The following is a 17,526-nucleotide window of genomic DNA, read 5'->3' on the forward strand; positions in this document are numbered from 1 at the left end:
CCACTATCTGGCCCGGCTGTGTACCCTGTGGCGGTGTCCGGAAATTTCCGGACACCGCCACCACCGGACACCGCCGCCACCGAGCACCGGACGCGACTACAAGATCGGCGTCCACTCCTTGAGCAGCACCACCACATACCCGTCCACCGCCGTATACGGATCACGCCGCAGGATCTCCCGCAACTCCTCCTCATCGGCCACCTCGTACACATGCAACGCCCCGCTGTCATCCGCCCATGGCCCCGCCGTCACCAACCGCCCCTCATCACGAAGCACCCGCAGATGCTCCCGATGCGCGGGCCGGGCCGCCAGCCGCCTGGGGTCGCCGTCGAACGCCATCTGCACCACATATCTCGCCATGCCCGCACGTTAGGCCCGCCATCGAGACGGCCGCCGCATCACCCGGCACAGCCGTGGTGTATCACCTGATACATGACGCACACGCTGGCCGCCCTCCCGATGTTCCGCGAGCTGGGCGAGGAGGGCCTGCGCAGGCTGGAGTCCGTGGCGCGGCTGCGGCGCTACCCGGCGGGGCAGGTGCTCTGCACCGAGGGCGACCCGGCCGACCAGCTGATCGTCCTGCTCGACGGCCGGGTCAAGGCCGGGCGGGTGAGCGTGGACGGCCGGGAGGTGGTGCTGGCCGTGGACGCCGCGCCCGTGGCGTTCGACAAGACGACGCTCCTGGTGGAGGGCACGCACCGGGCCACGCTGACGGCCGTCACGCCGGTGGAGGTGGCCTACCTGCCGCGCGTGGCCGTACTGGAGGCGATCGCCACCGAGCCGTCGGTGGCGGCCCGGCTGATGCGTACGCTGGCCGAGACCGTGCGCGACCTCGACGAGCGGCTCACCGACGCGGTGGTGCTGGACGTCTCCGCGCGGGTGGCCAAGTGGCTGGTACGGCGCAGCGAGGGCGGCCGGGTGTGGCTGCATGCCGGGCAGGCCGGGCTGGGCGCCGAGATCGGCGCGACCAGGGTGAGCGTCAACCGGGCCCTGCGCTCCTTCGAGCGTCGCGAGCTCGTCGAGATCGGCGACGGCGAGGTGACGGTGAAGGACGTCGAAGCGCTCGCCCGCATCGCGAAGACCACCCCGGCCGACGCCGGCGATAAAGCCCGCCGGAAATACGAATAGGCGTCTATCGGAGTCCGGCGGCCTGTTCTATCGTCACCGTACATGGCGACCTCTCGCGCACCGCTGCGCTTCGCCGAGGCGGTCTCCGCCACCGTTTCCGCGGCTCGGGAATCGGGTTTCTTCTTCGATTTCGACGGCACTGTCGCCCCCGTCATGAACGACCCGGACGCGGTACTCCCCGTCCCCGGGGCGGTGGAACGGCTGGGCGCGCTGTCGGAGCTGTTCGCGCGCGTCGCCGTCGTCTCCGCGCGCCCCGCCGCGTTCCTGCGCGACCGCTTCTCGGCCGCCCCTGGCGTGCGGCTCTTCGGCCTGTACGGCCTGCAGACGGTGATCGGCGGCGAGATCAGGAACGCCGGGGAGGCCGAGCCATGGGCGCCGGTCATCCGCCGCCTGGTCGCCGACGCCGCCCGCGAACTGCCGGGGAAGGTGCTGGTGGAGGACAAGGCGCTGATGGTGGCGCTGCACTACAGAGCGGATCCGGCGCTGCGCGGCGTGGTGGAGAGGTGGTCGTCGGCGAAGGCCGCCGAACTGGGCCTGGCCGAGCAACTGGGCCGGATGGTGGTCGAGCTGAAGCCGCCCGTACCTGGCGACAAGGGCACGGTCGTCGCAACGGAGACCACCGCCCTGACCAGGGCCTGGTACTTCGGCGACGACCTGTCCGACGCCCGCGCCTTCGAGGCCCTGCGTACGCGCGAGGAAGGCGATCCCGAGTTCATCGGAGTCAGAGTGGCGGTGACCAACCCGGAAACAGGAGACGACCTGGCGCGGCAGGCGGATTTCACCGTCTCCGGCCCGGCGGACGTCCCGGCCATGCTCGACGAGATAATCCGCGCTTTCCATGACAAGCGGGATTCCCCATAAAAGTTATGTGGTTCATTAGAGCCGTTCACCTGGCGGTCACCGACCGGGAAAGTCCTGTCCGGTACGCGGGGCACCATACTCTGGACGGGTGAGCACCCTTGTCCTGGACGGCGGCCTGGCCACCCGTCTCGAAATGCTCGGCGCCGACCTGAGCGACGAGCTGTGGTCCGCGCGGCTGCTGCTGGAGGATCCGGCGCTCATCCGGCGCGCGCACGCCGACTACTACGCCGCGGGCGCCGACGTGGGCACGACCGCGAGCTATCAGGCGTCGATCCCGGGGTTCGTCCGGCGCGGGCTCGACGTGGCGCAGGCCGAGCGGCTGATGAGGCTCTCGGTCGAGCTGGCCGGACAGGCCCGCGACGAGGCCGGGGGCGGGCTGGTGGCCGCCTCGATCGGTCCCTACGGGGCCTACCTGGCCAACGGCGCCGAATACACCGGCGACTACGACCTCGACGAGCTGGGCCTGCTCTCGTGGCACCGGCCGCGCTGGGAGATCCTCGCCTCGGTCGGGCCCGACCTGCTCGCCTGCGAGACCATCCCGTCCTACCCGGAGGCGCGGGCGCTGGCCAGGCTGCTCGCCGAGACGCCGTCGGTCAAGGCGTGGGTGAGCTTCTCCTGCCGCGACGCCGGGCACCTCAACGACGGCACCCCGATCGGCGAGGCCGCCGCGCTGTTCGCCGGCAGCTCGCAGGTGGTGGCCGTCGGGGTCAACTGCACCGCGCCGCGCCACATCTCCGGCCTCATCGGCGCGCTCTCCGGCGGCCTGCCGGTGATCGTCTACCCCAACTCCGGCGAACGCTGGGACTCCGGGCAGGGCCGGTGGCTCGGCACCGCCGACCCCGTCGAGTACGGCCAGGCGGCCGAGGAGTGGCAACGGGCCGGCGCCTCGCTCATCGGCGGCTGCTGCCGTACCACTCCCGAGCACATCAAGCAGATCCGCGCCCACGTGTCCTGAGCGCCCCGCCGCGGCGAGCGGCGGGGCGGCAGAACGGGGACCACGACACCGCACAGATCAAGCCGCGCAGGTCAGGCCGCGCAGGTCAGGCCGCGACGTTCTCAGGGGTGCGGCCGCGGGACCGCAGGCGGTCGAGGGCGAGCGCGCCGCCGCCGCTGAAGCCGACGGCCAGCGCGCCCGCGGCCAGCGACAGGACGAACTCGTAGCCGCCCTTGTCCACCCCGAACCCGTTGGCCCCGTGCACGAACAGGATCGCGCCCACCATGTCGAGCGCCAGCAGCGTCCCCACCACGGGCAGCGCCACGCCGAGGATCAGCGCCAGGCCGCCCGCGAGCTCCAACACCGCCACCGCCGGAGCGGCGGCCGCGGCCAGCGGGATCCCGGCCGACTCGAAGAACTTGGTGGTCCCGGCGATCCCCATCGTGGCGAACTTCTGGTAGCCGTGCACCAGGAAGATCCCCCCGACGACCACCCGGGCGATCAGGAGCGCTACGGAACGTGACTGGTCAAGCATGCGATCTCCAAAAGACAGTTGTTCAGATTTGAACCAGCACTCTAGCCGAGAAGTTCAAATCTGAACAACAAGTACACTGGACGGTGTGACGCACCCCCGCTGGCTCGACGAGACGGAGATGGCCGCCTGGCGTGCCTTCCTGTCCACCTCCCACCTGCTCGAGCGGCGCATCGAAGAGCAGCTCAAGGCCACGGCCGGGTTGACGCACCCGCAGTACGAGATCCTGGTACGACTGGCCGACGCCCCCGGCCGCCAGATGCGCATGACGGAGCTGGCCAGGGGCGTCGTGGTGTCGAAGTCCGCGCTGACCTACCAGATCGGGCAGTTGGAGCGGGCGGGGCTGGTCGAGCGCACCACCTGCCCGTCCGACGAGCGGGGCGTGCTGGCCGTTCTGACCGAGGCGGGCGTCAGCTGCCTGGAGCGCGTCGCGCCCGGCCATCTGGAGGTCGTCCGGGCCTACCTCATCGACCGGCTGACCCGCGGCGAGCTGGAGGCGATGACCACCGCCATGTGCAAGACGGAGCAGGCACTGCGGCAGTGACCGCTCAGCCCTTGGCGGCCCGGGCCGCGCGCTCCATCTCGACCTTGGCGCTGGCGGCGTACTTGTCGACGTACTCCTGCTCCGACAGCTCCATGAGCGCGTACATGATCTCGTCGGTCACGGCGCGCAGCACCAGCCGGTCCTCCTCCATCCCGTAGTAGCGGGAGAAGTCGAGCGGCTTGCCGAACCGCACCCCGGGCCGGATCCCGAGCTTGGGCAGCGGGTGGCCGGGCGGCATCATCTCGAAGGTGTTGACCATGGCCCACGGGATCACCGGGACCCGCGACATGAGGGCCAGCCGGGCGACGCCCGTCTTGCCCTTGTACAGGCGGCCGTCGGGCGAGCGGGTGCCCTCCGGGTAGATGCCGAGGATGTTGCCCTCGCCCAGCACCCGCATGCCGGTGCGCAGCGCGGCCTCGCTGGCCTTGCCGCCCGAGCGGTCGATGGGCACGGTGCCGACGCCGCTGAAGAACAGCCGGCTGAAGAAGCCCTTGACGCCGCTCCCCGTGAAGTAGTCGGACTTGCCGAGCGAGATGACCTTGCGGCGCAGATGCAGCGGCCCGAAGAAATGGTCGGCGAACGACAGGTGGTTTCCGGCCAGGATGGCCGGCCCCTGCCTGGGTACGTTCTCCACACCCTCTGCCCACGGCCGGAAGACGACGCGGAGGAACGGCCCCAAGATGGCCTTGACCACCCAGTAGAACACCCGGCCACCTCTTCTCGAGAGCGCTGTCAGCAAGCAAAGTCATCTTCGCATCTCAGGACGGATGCTCCTACCTCACCTCTCGCACAATCCCCCTCGATCGTGCGACGATCGGGCAATTCCGGGATGAAATCCCTTCGAGGAGCTGTTATGCCGCTCATGCCAGGCGCGGAGCCCTATCACCATGAAGCAGGTCAGGTCGGTGTACTGCTGTGCCATGGCTTCACCGGCACGCCGCAGTCACTGCGGCCCTGGGGCGAGTATCTGGCCGGACACGGGGTGAGCGTCTCCCTCCCCCGCCTGCCCGGACACGGCACCACCTGGCAGGAGATGAACCGCACCCGCTGGGATGACTGGTACGCCGAGGTGGAGAAGGCGTTCGAGGACCTCCAGGGCCGCTGCGCGGAGGTGTTCGTGGCGGGCCTGTCGATGGGCGGCTGCCTGGCGCTGCGGCTGGCCGAGGTGCATGGCGAGGCGATCAGAGGCGTCGTGGTGGTCAACCCGTCGATCACCAGGGACGTGCCGCTGCTGATGCTGGCGCCGGTGCTCAAGTGGTTCCTGCCCTCGGTGCCCGGGGTGGCGAACGACGTCAAGAAGCCGGGCGTGACCGAGCTGGCCTACGCGCGCACGCCCGTGAAGGCGGCCGCCTCGCTGCCCGGCCTGTGGTCACTGGTCCAGGCCGACCTGGTGAAGGTGACCCAGCCACTGCTGGTCTTCCACAGCACGGAGGACCATGTGGTGAAACCCGCAAGTGTGGCGATGATTCGCCAGAACGTACCGCAGGCCACGATCGAGGAGCTTACCGATAGCTACCATGTTGCGACGCTGGACAACGATGCCCACAGGATCTTTGCCGGTAGCCTCGACTTCATCCGGACACATGCCTCGGTACCCTTGCAGAGGGACTGATCGCACCCAGGGGGAAGTCGCGATCGCTGCGGAGAGGCCGATCTAGGTGACGCCCCAGAGTGACGAGGACGAGGTCTGGCGGCAGATCGTCGCGTCCTTCAACGACACAGCCGAGCCCGACTCGGCCCATCAGCCATGGCCGGACAGCGAGAACGTCCCGGTCGAGCCCGCCCACCGCGTGCTGAAACCCGCGGCCGACGAGGACGCCGACGTGGAGGCGGAGCAGGGCGACGAGGACGACGACCTCGACGAGGACGGTGAGGGGCGCTTCGAGCCACCGGTGCCGCCGCCCCTGCCCAAGCTCGACCTGGCGACCAAGCTGGCCTGGGTGGCGCTGTTCGGTGGCCCGGCCTACCTCCTGATCGCCGCGATGGCCAACTGGCAGATGGAGGGCTGGGCGCTCTTCACCGCCGTGGCCGCGTTCATCGGCGGCTTCGTGGCGCTGGTGGTGCGGATGGGCGACGGCCCGCCCAACGACTCCGGATGGGACGACGGCGCCGTGCTTTAGGGCCGGCGCACGTCTTGGAGACCGGCTAGGAGTTCAGCGAAGGGTCCCTGGGCCCGAACGACTCCACCACGTCGGTGTAGCGCTCACGGGCGTCCACGGCATGGCCGACCGCCCAGACCGTGCCCTTGCTCGCGAGGTAGGTGGCGGCCTGCAACCGCACGCTGTCCTTGCCCTTCGCGGCGTCGCCCCGGATGATCTCGCAGTCACCCTTCTCGCAGCGCATCATGAACGGCTCGGCCGCCCGTGACGGGTCGAAGCCGGAGATCCAGAAGCGGCCCTTGCCGTCACCGGTGACGCCGTAGAGACGCGACTCGGTCTCGGGCAGCTTCTCCCGCTGCCAGCGCTTGCCATTCCACGACAGGACGAGCGGATCGACCTCGTCGGCCCCGCGATAGACGCCGCCCACGGCCAGCGCCCGCTTGGCGCTGTCGACCTGTACGTCGCGCAGGTAGCCGCCGGGGATCTCGGGCACCGGCATGGCCTTCCAGGCGTCGCCGGAGTAGTGCATGATCAGCGGCGCGCTGCCGGTGTCACCGACGGCGAACCCGTTGGACACCGCGTAGAGCGCGCCCTTCTCCTTGGTCTCCTGGACGCTCCAGGCACCCGCCTGGCCGGTGAGGATGAGCCCGTAGTCGTCGCGGCTGCCGACGGCCACGACCCGCCCCGGGCGGGCGTCGATGCCGCCGAGCCAGTCGCCCGCGCGCATCCCCTGCGCCCTGACCCGGTCGAAGCCGCCCGCGTCGCCGTGGGCGAGGTAGGGCAGGCCGTCGTGGCCGTCGCCCACGGCCCACACGTCGGACGGCGAGGTGGCGGCCACGCCGCGCAGGTTGCCGGCGCCGGTGGCATCGCGCAGGGTCACCTCGGACCAGCTCGTGCCGTTCCAGTGGCGGACCGTGCCGCGGTTCTTCCACACATCCCAGATCTCCTGCTGGCCCACGGCCCAGACATCGCCCGAAGAGAGCGCGGTCACGTCGGAGAGCGAGCCGTCGGCGTCCAGGCGGACGCTCGTCGACTGCTGCCACGCCTCAAGCGTGGCGGGGTGGGGATCGGCATGCGCGGCGGGCGTGACCTGCGACAAGGCCACGGACGTCGCCAAGATCAGGGTGAGCGCACGCCGCTGAAAGCGACGGGTCATGAGCAAATGCTACGGGTTCGCGACCCACCCCTGCTCCGTTAGGGTCCGACTCGCAGTTCGGCGAGCACCGGCAGGTGGTCGGTGGCGGCCCCGAGGTCGGTGTCGGAGGCGTCCGCGCCGCCGCACGAGACGACCGTCAGACCGCGCGCGGCGAACACCGTGTCGATGCGCTCGCGCGGCTGCCGGGCCGGGAAGGTCAGCCCGTCGCCGCGGGGCGCGGCCGGATGGCAGTCGGTGAGCTGCCCGGCCAGATAACGCCAGGTGGGCTCGGTCTCCTGCTCGTTGAGGTCGCCGCCGATCACGATGGCGGCGCCGTACGCGCCCGCCGCCCGCCGCATCAGCGTCATCGCCTCGTACGCGTGCCGCAGCCTGGCCGCTCGGTGCAGGTCGAGGTGGATCGAGCCGACGGCCAGCGGCACCCCCTCGACGCGCAGGACCGCCACGGCCAGCCCGCGGATCTCCAGGCCGAGGAACACCTTCAGCGCGTGGTGCTCGGCCCCCAGCACCTCGATCCCGGGGCGGACGAGCACGGCGACGCCGCCGAGCCTGCCCCCGGCCGCCACCCGCAGCCCACACGCCTCGGCCAGCTCGCGCCGCCGGCCGCGCCAGTTGAGGAAGCGCGGCGCCTCCTGGAGGCACAGGATGTCGGGCCGCATCGACTCGATCACGCGGATCAGCGCGGGCACGCTGTCACGCAGCCCCCGGACGTTGTACGTGGCCACGCGGAGCATCGCGCGGAACCGGTCAGCGCAGCCTGGCGAGGTCGGCCGCGCCGACGACTCCCGCGGAGGCGCCCAGCTCGGCCAGCCGGATCTCGGCGAGCGGCCGGTGCCCCCTGCCCGTGAGCTTCTGGGCGAACGTCTCGCGGGTCCGGTCGAGGAAGAACTCGGCCGCGCGGGAGACCCCGCCGCCCACGATGAAGCAGCTGGGATCGAGGACCGCGGCCAGGTCGGCCATGCCCTGTCCGAGCCAGTCGGCGAGGCTGGCGAACGCGAGCAGGGACGCCTCGTCACCCAGCTTGGCCGCCTCGGTGACCTCCTCGCCCTCGATCTTGCCGCCCGCCAGGCCGAGCAGGATCTCGGCCCGCTTCGGCTGCACGGCGGCGATGTGCCTGGCCTCGGCGACCAGGGCGTTGCCGCTGGCGTACTGCTCCCAGCAGCCGATCTGACCGCACCCGCACAGCCGCCCGTGGGGCACCACCTGCATGTGGCCGAGCTCGGCTCCCATGCCCCAGTGGCCCCTGAACAGCTTGCCGTCGAAGACGAAGCCGCCGCCGATGCCGGTGCCGACCGTGATGCAGACGATGTGCGACTGGCCGCGGCCCGCGCCGAACCTGGCCTCGCCCCAGGCCATGGCGTTGGCGTCGTTCTCGATGACGACCGGCAGCCCGATCAGCCCGCTGATCTTCTTCTGCAGCGGCTCCTCGCGCCAGGCGAGGTTGGGGGCGAACCGTACGATCGACCGGGTCTCGTCGACGAACCCGGCCGCGCCCACGCCGACGGCCTCGATCTCCCGGTCCTGGGCGAGCTCGCGCACGACCTCGGCCACCGTCGCGGCGACCTGGTCGGGCCGGTCGGCCGGAGTGGGCTTGAGCGCCTGGGCGACGACCGTGCCGTCGTCATCGACCACGCCCGCGGCGACCTTCGTGCCACCGATGTCCACACCGATCGTGAGCATGCCCCTGTGTCCCCTCTATCCCAAATCAATGTGTTCTACGTTGTCGCGGCGCTCGCCGCTCCGATCGTCGCGCGGCCTGCGAGGGGCCGGCCTGCTCAGCGCGTCGATCGTCTGGCGGAAGGCGGCGAACAGCTCGCCGCCGGCCGCCACCAGGTGCCCGGCGACGTCGTTGCCGGACTCCCGCTGTGCCGCTATCGCCCGGCAGACCGGGCAGGCGCGGCAGATGTACTCATCGTGGGGCTCGGACACCGCCTCGCTCCACACGTCCTTGTCCTTGCTGCCGCCACCGGCTCCGCCTCCGGTGAAGGAGTTGAGCACGGTCCTGCCGACCTGGCGGGTGGCCCGCCCCTGGATGGTGTCGAACAGCTTGCGCGCCTCGTCCGTGACGGTGCCGATCGGGTCTCTGTCGTTGCGCTCAGTCATCTGGCCCTCCTGCTGTGAACCGTACCCGGAGCACGCCGTCGCGGAGCGCCGCGCCGCTGATCCTCCTGCGTGCCAGCGCCGCCGGCAGGGCCAGGATCCGCCGGTACGGTCCGGCGGTGATGATCAGCTCGTCACCCTTGCGCGCCAGGTCCACATCGGCCCGGTCGGCGCCCGGCAGGGCCAGGGTCAGCTCGTCGGCGGACAGCCGCAGCGGCGGCTCCACGTCGGGGTCGGCGAACGGATCCGCCTCGCCGTACATCGCCGCGCCCACCTCGGCCAGCGCGTCCTTGCCGACCGGCTCGGCCGGAAGGTACGGCACCACGTGGATGGGCAGCGGCGCGAACGACTCCTCGGCCTCGGCGAGCAGTTTCGACTGGGCCGCCACCCACTGGGCGCGCCACTCGTCGGCGCCCTCGGAGGGGAAGACCCGGTTGGCGATCACCGCGTCGACGCGGTAGCCGTACAGGTTGAGCGAGGTGAGGGTCCGCCTGGCCTCGGCGAGCACCACCGACTCCGGCGTCAGCACGAGGCGCACGGAGGCGTGCTCGCCGGTGAGCAGCTCGCGCACCTCCAGCAGGCCGCGGTGGAGGCGCTCCCCCGCGCTCATGACCTCCTCGCCGGGCGCGCTGACATGGGCGACACTGCGCACGAACGGCGAGACGATCTTCATGAGCTTGCGGCCGACCGGCATCAGCCTGGTCATGTGCCAGTCGAGCGCCTCGGGCAGGGCCAGCAGGCGCAGGGTCTCGGCGGTGGGCGCGCAGTCGACGACGATGACGTCCCAGCGTCCTTCGCGGGCGTGCTCACGCAGCTCCAGGAGCGCGATGATCTCCTCGGCGCCGGGCAGGATGGTGATCTCCTCGGAGGTGATCTCGTCCAGGCCCAGCTCGGTCAGCACTCCTCTGGCGTACTCCTGCAGCTCGCCCCAGTGGCGCTCCAGCGTCTTCTGGGTGTCGACCTGGTGCAGGTGCAGCCCCGGCGCGATCTCGCCCGGCTCGACGCCGAGCGCGTCGGCCAGCGAGTGGGCGGTGTCGGTGGACACGATCAGCGTCTTCAGCCCGCGCTTGGCGGCGAGTGTGGCGGTCGCCGCGGCGGCCGTGGTCTTGCCCACGCCGCCCTTGCCGGTGAAGAGCAGAACCCGCGGGCTCACTTCAGCGCCCTTCGACGCGCTTCTTGAGGCCCTTGAGCGCGGTCTCCACGATGACCTTCTCCGCCTTGCGCTTGATCATGCCGATCATGGGGACCTTGAGGTCGGCGGCGAGCTCGTACGTCACCTCCGTACCAGTGCCCGTGTCGGCCAGCAGGTAACTCCCCGCCAGCTCGGAGAGCATCTTGCCCGGCTCGACGACCTGCCAGCGGACGCTCTCGTCGTCCTGCCAGGTGTAGCCGAGGGCGTAGGTGTCGCTGATCACTCCGGCGTCCAGCACGAACCGCACCGTCTCCGGCCTGCCGTCGGCCCCGATGCTCAAGATCTCGGCGTTCTTCACCTGCCCCGCCCATTCGGGGTAGGCCGCGAAGTCGGCGATGACGGCCATCACAGCGGCGCGATCCGCGCCGATGGTGATGCTCGAAGTGGTGCGATCAGCCATGCGACCACCGTACCGGTCTGGTCACCATTCGAGGATGAACGGAACCCCCTTTCCCCGGAAATGACCCACGTTCACGCACTCGGTGCGCCCGATACGGGTGCGCTGGTGCAGTGGCTGGTGCACGTGCCCGAAGAGGGCGTAGCGCGGCTGCGTCCGCTTGATCGCCGCCAGCGTCGCCTCGCTGCCGCGCTCGAAGCGCCTGGCCACCACGTCGTAGAGCAGCTCGGGCACCGCGGGCGGGATGTGGCAGCACAGCACGTCGACCTCGCCGACCGCCTCGACCTTGGCGGCGAACTCCTCGTCGCTGATCTCGTACGGCGTGCGGTAGGTGGTCTTGAGCCCGCCGCCGACGAAGCCGAACCGCCAGCCGCCGATCTCCACGCTCTGCCCGTCGAGCACCCGATGGCCGTCCTGGAGGTAGTCGGGCCACAGGCGCGGGAGGTCGACGTTGCCGTAGGTGAGGTAGGCGGGCTCGGGCATGGCCGCGAAGAGCTGCTCGTACTGGGCGCGTACGTTGCGTTCGATGTGCTCGCGCGGGTCGCCTTCGAGGGTGGACCACAGCCGCGCCGACATGGCTCTGGCCTCGTCGAAGCGCTTGGCCGTACGGAGCCGGATGAACTCCGCGGCCCGCTCGGCGCCGAACAGGTCGGGGAAGATGCCCTGCGCGTGGTCGTCGTAGTCGATGAAGAGGATCAGGTCCCCCAGGCAGATCAGCGCGTCGGCGCCCGCGCCCGCTCCCGCCAGCGCGTCGGCCCTGCCGTGTACGTCGCTGATGACATGGACCCTCATGCGGGAAATCCTATGAGAGTGGCTGCTAGCGTGAGAATCACCCCTACCCGTGGGTAATTCCACGCGATAGCGTCCCAGGCGGTCCCCCGAAGAGGAGTTGATTCGTGCGCGAGTACAGCGTCCCGGTGCTGGTCGACGTACCTGCCTCCGCGAGCCTGCCCGACACGGTGTTCAGGCGGGCCGAGCAGGAGCCCGGCGCGGTCGTCATGCGGCGCAAGTCCGGTGGCGGCTGGCCGGCCGTCACGGCCGCCGAGTTCCGCGACCAGGTGGTCGAGCTGGCCAAGGGACTGATCGCGGCGGGCGTCGAGCACGGCGACCGGGTCGCGCTGATGTCGCGTACCCGCTACGAGTGGACGCTGATCGACTACGCGATCTGGTCCATCGGCGCGGTCACCGTGCCGATCTACGAGACGTCGGCGGTCGAGCAGGTCCGGTGGATCCTGTCCGACAGCGAGCCCAAGGCGGTGTTCGTCGAGCTCGACACGCACGAGGAGACGGTACGCGAGGCCGCGCCCGGCCTGAAGCCCGTCTGGCGCGTGGATGAGACGCTCGACGGTTCCGGGGTGGACGACGCCGCCTTCGAGGAGCGGCGCGCCCGGGTCGGCTCGGCCGACCTGGCCACGGTCGTCTACACCTCGGGCACCACCGGCCGCCCCAAGGGCTGCCAGATCACCCACGACAACCTGCTGTTCACCGCCCGCAACGTGGTGGCGGGCCCCCTGGAGCAGCTCTTCACCACCAAGGGGACGGCGGCCCTGCTGTTCCTGCCGCTCGCGCACATCTTCGCCCGCATGATCCAGGTCGCCATCATCGAGGCGGGCGCGATCCTGGCCCACACCCCGAACATGAAGAACGTGGCCCCGGACCTGGCCGAGTTCCAGCCGACGTTCCTGCTGGGCGTGCCCCGCGTGTTCGAGAAGGTCTACAACGGCGCCGAGCAGAAGGCCATCGCGGGCGGCAAGGGCGCGATCTTCGCCCGCGCCGTCGACACGGCCGTCGCGTGGAGCAAGGCCGAGAGCTCCGGCGGCGCGGGCCTGGGCCTGCGCCTGCGGCACGCGCTGTTCGACCGGCTCGTGTACGGCAAGATCCGCGCGGCCACGGGCGGCCGTCTGTCGGCGGCGGTGTGCGGCGGCTCGGCGCTCGGCGACCGGCTCGGCCACTTCTTCAGGGGCGTCGGCATCGAGGTGTTCGAGGGCTACGGCCTGACCGAGACCTCGGCCCCCTGCTCGGTCAACATGCCGGGCGCCAACAAGATCGGCACGGTCGGCAAGCCGCTGCCCGGCGTGTCGATCCGCATCGCCGACGACGGCGAGATCCTGGCCAAGGGCCGCAACGTCTTCCAGAGCTACTGGCACAACGACCAGGCGACGGCCGACGCGATCGACGCCGACGGCTGGTACCACACGGGCGACGTGGGCGAACTCGACGCCGACGGCTACCTGCGCATCACGGGCCGCAAGAAGGAGATCCTGGTGACGGCGGCGGGCAAGAACGTCGCCCCTGGCCCGCTGGAGGACGCGCTCCGGGCGCACCCGCTGATCTCCCAGGCCATGATCGTCGGCGACGGGCAGCCGTTCGTGGCGACACTGATCACCCTGGACCCGGAGGCGCTGGACCAGTGGAAGACGGCCAACGGCCTGCCGTCGGCCACGCTCAGTGAGCTGCGGACGGATCCGCGCGTCCTGGCGGAGGTCCAGAAGGCCGTGGACACGGCCAATCGGGCGGTGTCGAAGGCGGAGCAGATCAAGAAGTTCGCGATCCTGGATGTGGACATCACCGAGGACAGCGGCCATCTGACGCCGACTCTGAAGATCAAGCGCAACGTGGTGATGCGGGACTTCGCCGAGGATGTGGACGCTCTGTACAAATGACTACGCTGGGTATAGAAACCGCCACCCGTTGTGCCACATTCGCTAGGCAGTCTTGACTTCCTCGCGTTAACCTGTGAAGGCAATCGGGACCGGAGATCCTTTACATCCCCGGTCCCTACCTTCGAAGGTAGGGGAGAAGACCCATGGGCATCAAGGATTCGGCGCTTCAGTTCGGCACCGACATCGAGAACGAGCTGATCAAGATCCGCGCCGACCAGGTCGAGGTGGCGCAGGATCTGACAGAGCGCATCAACGGCGTCGCGGACCGGGTCAAGCGGCTGGACGACAAGGTCACCACTAAGTTCGCCCAGATCGACGCCAAGTTCGAGCAGGTCGACGCCAGGTTCGACCAGATCGACGCCAAGGTCGACCAGATCGACGCCAAGGTCGACCAGATGGGTGCCAAGGTCGACCAGATGGACGCCAAGGTCGACCAGATGGACGCCAAGGTCGACCAGATGGACGCCAAGGTCGACCAGATGGGTGCCAAGGTCGACCAGATGGGCGCCACGGTCGACCAGATGGGCGCCACGGTCGACCAGATGGGCGCCACGGTCGACCAGATGGGCGCCACGGTCGACCAGATGGGCGCCACGGTCGACCAGATGGTCGGGAGAGTCGACCAGATGCAGTCGACTCAGACGGAGATGACCCACATCCTGCTCGCCATCCAGCGCAAGCTCGACGTCAACTAGCGCAGCCACCCGAACGGCCCCCGGCAGCGCAGGCCGGGGGCTGTTCGCTGTGCGGCGTCAGCCCTTCGTCGCACCCCCCGTGAGCCCCTTGACGAACTGCTTCTGCAGCAGCAGGTAGAACACCAGGATCGGCAGCGTCGCCAGGAACATCAGCGCGAACATGCCGCCGAAGTCCGCCGCGTACTGCCCGAGAGACTTGTAGATGCCCGTCATGATCGTGGTCCCCTCGCGCGGCCCGTAGATGATCAGCGGGTTGAGGAAGTCGTTCCAGATCCACACGCCGAGGAAGATCAGCACGCTGGCCGTCGCCGGCCGCAGCAGCGGAAAGACGATCTTCCAGAACGTCTGCCACCGCGTGGCCCCGTCGATGGCCGCGGCCTCCTCCAGCTCCCGTGGCACGCCCTTCATGAAGCCGGAGAAGACGAAGACCCCGAACGGCACGTAGTACCCGACGTTGAAGAGCACGAGGCCCTGCAGCGTCGACATCAGCCCGAGCGCCTTGAGCACCTGCGTGATCGGGATCAGGATCACCTGCGGCGGGATCATCAGCCCGCACAGCAGCAGCACCATGATCACCCGGGACCACCAGGTGTTCTGCCGGGCCAGGTAGTGGCCGAGCATGGCCGACAGCAGCGTCAGGATGACGATCGACAGCGAAGTGACCAGGACACTCGTCCGCAGCGACGACCAGAAGAGGCTGTCCGGGCTGGTCAGCACCCGGATCAGGTTGTCGAAGGTGGGCGGGATCGGCAGCGACATGGCCCCGCTGGCGACCTGCCTGCTCTCCTTGAAGACGTTGATCAGCGCGATGTACAGGGGGATGAAGAACACCCCGCCGACGACCAGCGCGACCAGCGGGCGCAGCCATGGCACGGTGGAGCGCATCAGAGCTGCACCTCCCTGCGCTGCAGGACGCGCAGCGTGATCACGCACAGCAGCGCGATGACGATCAGCATGACGACCGCCTCGGCCGAGGCGTAGCCGGTGCGGTTCTCCACGAACCCCTCATTCAGAATGACGAGCGCCACGCTCGCGGTGGTCCCCGTCCCGGGGCCGCCGTTGGTGATCACCTTCACATGGTCGAAGATCTTGAACGCGGAGATCAGCAGGACCACGGTGTTGATGGTGAGCGCGGGGGCGAGCAACGGCCAGGTGACGCTCCAGAACCTGCGCACCGGCCCCGCGCCGTCGATCGCCGCCGCCTCGGCCAGCTCCTGGGGTACGCCCTGGAGCCCGGCGAGATAGACGACCACGCAGAAGCCGAGCATCTGCCAGCAGACGATCGACGACAGCGAGTAGAGCGCGATGTCCGGGTCGGACAGCCAGCCCGGCGGCTCACTGACGCCCAGCGCCCGGAGCGCCTGGTTGATCGGCCCGTCGTCGGCGAGGATGCGCGTCCAGATGACGCTGATGACCACGGAGCTGATCACCATCGGGGTGAAGAAGACGCTGCGCAGCGCGTTGTAGAGCCAGCCGCGGCGGTCGAGGAGCACCGCGATGGCGACGCCCAGGACGTTCGGCACGATGACCACGATCAGCGTGAGGATCGTGGTCACCCGCAGCGACTGCAGGAACGTGTCGTCCCGCAGGAGCAGTTCGTAGTTGCGCAGGCCGACGAAGTGGGTCTTGGGCCGCAGCAGCGCCTGGTCGGTCAGGCTGTAGCCGAAGCTGAGCGTGATCGGCAGCACGACGAGGCAGAAGTAGATGAGCGTGCCCGGCGCCGCGAAGGACAGGAAGTGCCACAGCCCGGCCCGTTTGCCGCCCGACCGTCGCCGGCGCGCTCGGGCCTGCGCATGGCCGGATTTGTGATGGTGGATGGTGGTGCCAGCGGCCATCAGGCCAGACCCCTCCTAGTCAGGGTGAAGGGGCGGGCGCGCTCGGCGGCCCGCCCCGCCGGATCAGCCGGACTTCTCCCACTCGGTGTCCAGGAAGGCCAATGCCTGGTCGACCGTCTTCTTGCCGCTGACCAGGTCCTGGGCCGTGGACCAGAACTTGCCCTGCATGCCGGGCAGCATCGCCGTGTCTCCGGCCTCCCAGCTGAACGCGGGGACGGTCGCCTTCTCGTTCTGCGCCTTCTGCCACAGGTCGTAGACGGCCTTGAACACCGGGCCCGTGTCCGGCGGAGGCGTGTAGCCCTTGATCGCCGGGAAGAGCGCGTCGGCCTTGACCGAGGCGTCCAGGTTGGCCTTGGTGAGCTGGAAGGCCAGCGCGAACTTCTTGGCGGCGGCCATGTTCTTGGCGGTCGCGCTGACGGACAGCCCGCCGCCGGTGAACGTCGGCATGTGCAGGCTGCCGTCGTCGCCGGGCCAGGCGAAGACCCCGATGTCATCCTTCATGTCCGAGGCGTCGGCCGCGGCGGCGAACCAGCTGCCCATCGGGTACATCGCACCCTTGCCGCCGAGGAAGGCCTCCTGCGTCTTGGGATAGTCCTGCCCGATCTGCCGTTTGTCGAGGTAGCCCTTGGCGGCCAGGTCGGTGAACTTCTGCGTGGCGGCCTTCATGGCCGGGTCGGTCGCGAACTTCACCTCGCCGTTGCGCCGCTTGGTCATCCAGTCGGGCGTCTTGGCGTACAGGTCCGTGGCCAGGATGGCGGTCCACGGCTGGGAGGTGACGAACACGCCGCCGGACACGAACGGGGTGATGCCCGTGGCCTTCAGCTTCTCGGCGTCGGCCAGCAGGTCGGCGTAGGTCTTCGGCGGCTCGGCGATGCCGGCCTTCTGGAACAGCTTCTTGCTGTAGTAGACGTTCGGGATCGTCTGCGTGTTGGTCGGCAACTGGAGGACCTTGCCGTTGACCGCGCCGCAGGTCGGGCAGAGGAAGTCCTTGAGCTCGCCCGGCGTCCACGTCGCCAGGCTCGGCTCCAGGGCGATCAGGTCCTGCATGCCGATCTGTACGTCGGGCAGCTGCCCGGAGGCGGCCAGCTGCTTGGCATAGTCGTTGCGCTCGGACTCCGAGGGCGCGGCGACCAGCTCGACCTCCAGGTCGGGGTTGGCCTTGGTCACCAGATCGACCTGGGCCTTCCAGTACGACTCCGGCAGGTTCGGCGAAGGGAACACCAGGAAGGAGACCTTCTGCTTGCCGCCGGATGCCGGCGCCGAGGATTGGCCTCCACTGGGCGTACCGCTTGAGCAGGCACTCAGTGCGAGAGCGACGGCGAGTGTCATCGCCCCAGCCGCGAACAGCTTGTTCACTGTGCCACCCTTCTCACTCATCCGATCATTCGGTGGG

General features: G+C 69.7%; 21 protein-coding genes. 8 read left to right on the plus strand and 13 right to left on the minus strand.

The annotated features are described in order from the left end of the window. Positions 1-96: 96 nt before the first annotated feature. Positions 97-360, minus strand: a complete 264-nt coding sequence (locus tag KLK06_RS23900) for a YciI family protein (RefSeq protein ID WP_214637788.1) — start codon at positions 358-360, stop codon at positions 97-99. Positions 361-432: 72 nt separating this feature from the next. On the opposite strand from KLK06_RS23900, the gene KLK06_RS23905 reads away from it, so the two are divergent. The 3 genes from KLK06_RS23905 (at position 433) to mmuM (ending at position 2,944) form a co-directional block, all read left to right on the plus strand. Further along, positions 433-1,128, plus strand: coding sequence for a Crp/Fnr family transcriptional regulator (locus tag KLK06_RS23905; RefSeq protein ID WP_214637789.1), 696 nt, complete (start codon positions 433-435; stop codon positions 1,126-1,128). A gap of 42 nt (positions 1,129-1,170) precedes the next feature. Then, the gene (gene otsB / locus KLK06_RS23910) at positions 1,171-1,989 is read left to right on the plus strand and encodes a trehalose-phosphatase (RefSeq protein WP_214637790.1); all 819 of its coding nucleotides are present in this window, start codon (positions 1,171-1,173) and stop codon (positions 1,987-1,989) included. 88 nt (positions 1,990-2,077) lie between these two features. Then, a complete protein-coding gene (mmuM, locus tag KLK06_RS23915; protein WP_214637791.1) occupies positions 2,078-2,944 on the plus strand; it encodes a homocysteine S-methyltransferase in 867 nt (288 codons plus the stop codon). 85 nt (positions 2,945-3,029) lie between these two features. Here the strand turns inward: mmuM and KLK06_RS23920 are convergent, their stop codons facing one another. Continuing rightward, a complete protein-coding gene (locus KLK06_RS23920) occupies positions 3,030-3,458 on the minus strand; it encodes a DoxX family protein (RefSeq protein WP_214637792.1) in 429 nt (142 codons plus the stop codon). Positions 3,459-3,543: 85 nt separating this feature from the next. On the opposite strand from KLK06_RS23920, the gene KLK06_RS23925 reads away from it, so the two are divergent. After that, positions 3,544-3,999 (plus strand): MarR family transcriptional regulator, encoded by a 456-nt coding sequence (locus KLK06_RS23925; protein ID WP_214637793.1) that lies wholly within the window; start codon positions 3,544-3,546, stop codon positions 3,997-3,999. Positions 4,000-4,003: 4 nt separating this feature from the next. On the opposite strand, the gene KLK06_RS23930 is transcribed toward KLK06_RS23925, so the two are convergent. Next, on the minus strand, positions 4,004-4,705 hold the full coding sequence (locus KLK06_RS23930) for a 1-acyl-sn-glycerol-3-phosphate acyltransferase (RefSeq protein ID WP_214637794.1): 702 nt from the start codon (positions 4,703-4,705) through the stop codon (positions 4,004-4,006). 147 nt (positions 4,706-4,852) lie between these two features. Between KLK06_RS23930 and KLK06_RS23935 the strand changes: the two genes are divergently transcribed. Then, positions 4,853-5,611 carry a carboxylesterase gene (locus tag KLK06_RS23935; protein ID WP_214637795.1) on the plus strand — a complete coding sequence of 253 codons (759 nt, stop codon included), beginning with the start codon at positions 4,853-4,855 and terminating at the stop codon, positions 5,609-5,611. A 46-nt stretch (positions 5,612-5,657) separates the two neighbouring features. Beyond that, positions 5,658-6,119: a hypothetical protein gene (locus KLK06_RS23940; RefSeq protein ID WP_214637796.1), complete on the plus strand. Its 462-nt coding sequence runs from the start codon at positions 5,658-5,660 to the stop codon at positions 6,117-6,119. Positions 6,120-6,144: 25 nt separating this feature from the next. Here the strand turns inward: KLK06_RS23940 and KLK06_RS23945 are convergent, their stop codons facing one another. The 7 genes from KLK06_RS23945 to KLK06_RS23975 are packed head-to-tail and all read right to left on the minus strand — an operon-like array spanning position 6,145 to position 11,732. Then, positions 6,145-7,254, minus strand: a complete 1,110-nt coding sequence (locus KLK06_RS23945; RefSeq protein WP_250905888.1) for a hypothetical protein — start codon at positions 7,252-7,254, stop codon at positions 6,145-6,147. 38 nt (positions 7,255-7,292) lie between these two features. Then, entirely contained in the window at positions 7,293-7,985 is a 693-nt protein-coding gene (locus KLK06_RS23950) for an endonuclease/exonuclease/phosphatase family protein (RefSeq protein WP_214637797.1), read from the minus strand. 13 nt (positions 7,986-7,998) lie between these two features. Beyond that, positions 7,999-8,931: an ROK family glucokinase gene (locus KLK06_RS23955; protein ID WP_214637798.1), complete on the minus strand. Its 933-nt coding sequence runs from the start codon at positions 8,929-8,931 to the stop codon at positions 7,999-8,001. Between the two features lie 15 nt (positions 8,932-8,946). Next, complete coding sequence (locus tag KLK06_RS23960; protein WP_214637799.1) at positions 8,947-9,354, minus strand: DUF5304 domain-containing protein; 408 nt, start codon at positions 9,352-9,354, stop codon at positions 8,947-8,949. Further along, entirely contained in the window at positions 9,347-10,504 is a 1,158-nt protein-coding gene (locus KLK06_RS23965; RefSeq protein WP_214637800.1) for an ArsA family ATPase, read from the minus strand. Before KLK06_RS23965 ends, KLK06_RS23960 begins: the two co-directional genes overlap by 8 nt. A 1-nt stretch (position 10,505) precedes the next feature. Continuing rightward, the gene (locus KLK06_RS23970) at positions 10,506-10,943 is read right to left on the minus strand and encodes an SRPBCC family protein (RefSeq protein WP_214637801.1); all 438 of its coding nucleotides are present in this window, start codon (positions 10,941-10,943) and stop codon (positions 10,506-10,508) included. A gap of 21 nt (positions 10,944-10,964) precedes the next feature. Continuing rightward, the gene (locus tag KLK06_RS23975) at positions 10,965-11,732 is read right to left on the minus strand and encodes a metallophosphoesterase (protein WP_214637802.1); all 768 of its coding nucleotides are present in this window, start codon (positions 11,730-11,732) and stop codon (positions 10,965-10,967) included. A gap of 104 nt (positions 11,733-11,836) precedes the next feature. On the opposite strand from KLK06_RS23975, the gene KLK06_RS23980 reads away from it, so the two are divergent. Together KLK06_RS23980 and KLK06_RS23985 are read left to right on the plus strand one after the other, a co-directional pair. Beyond that, positions 11,837-13,603: a long-chain fatty acid--CoA ligase gene (locus KLK06_RS23980; protein ID WP_214637803.1), complete on the plus strand. Its 1,767-nt coding sequence runs from the start codon at positions 11,837-11,839 to the stop codon at positions 13,601-13,603. 143 nt (positions 13,604-13,746) lie between these two features. Beyond that, the gene (locus tag KLK06_RS23985; RefSeq protein ID WP_214637804.1) at positions 13,747-14,298 is read left to right on the plus strand and encodes a methyl-accepting chemotaxis protein; all 552 of its coding nucleotides are present in this window, start codon (positions 13,747-13,749) and stop codon (positions 14,296-14,298) included. A 57-nt stretch (positions 14,299-14,355) separates the two neighbouring features. Here KLK06_RS23985 and KLK06_RS23990 read toward each other — a convergent pair whose 3' ends face one another. The 3 genes from KLK06_RS23990 to KLK06_RS24000 all read right to left on the minus strand — a co-directional run bounded on the left by KLK06_RS23990 (position 14,356) and on the right by KLK06_RS24000 (position 17,489). Further along, on the minus strand, positions 14,356-15,183 hold the full coding sequence (locus KLK06_RS23990; protein ID WP_214637805.1) for a carbohydrate ABC transporter permease: 828 nt from the start codon (positions 15,181-15,183) through the stop codon (positions 14,356-14,358). Then, on the minus strand, positions 15,183-16,133 hold the full coding sequence (locus KLK06_RS23995; RefSeq protein ID WP_214637806.1) for a carbohydrate ABC transporter permease: 951 nt from the start codon (positions 16,131-16,133) through the stop codon (positions 15,183-15,185). The genes KLK06_RS23990 and KLK06_RS23995 overlap by 1 nt, the downstream gene beginning before the upstream one ends. Before the next feature lie 63 nt (positions 16,134-16,196). After that, positions 16,197-17,489, minus strand: coding sequence for an extracellular solute-binding protein (locus KLK06_RS24000; RefSeq protein WP_214637807.1), 1,293 nt, complete (start codon positions 17,487-17,489; stop codon positions 16,197-16,199). Between the last annotated feature and the right edge of the window lie 37 nt (positions 17,490-17,526).

This window comes from Nonomuraea sp. NEAU-A123, assembly GCF_018603905.1.
GTDB lineage: Bacteria > Actinomycetota > Actinomycetes > Streptosporangiales > Streptosporangiaceae > Nonomuraea.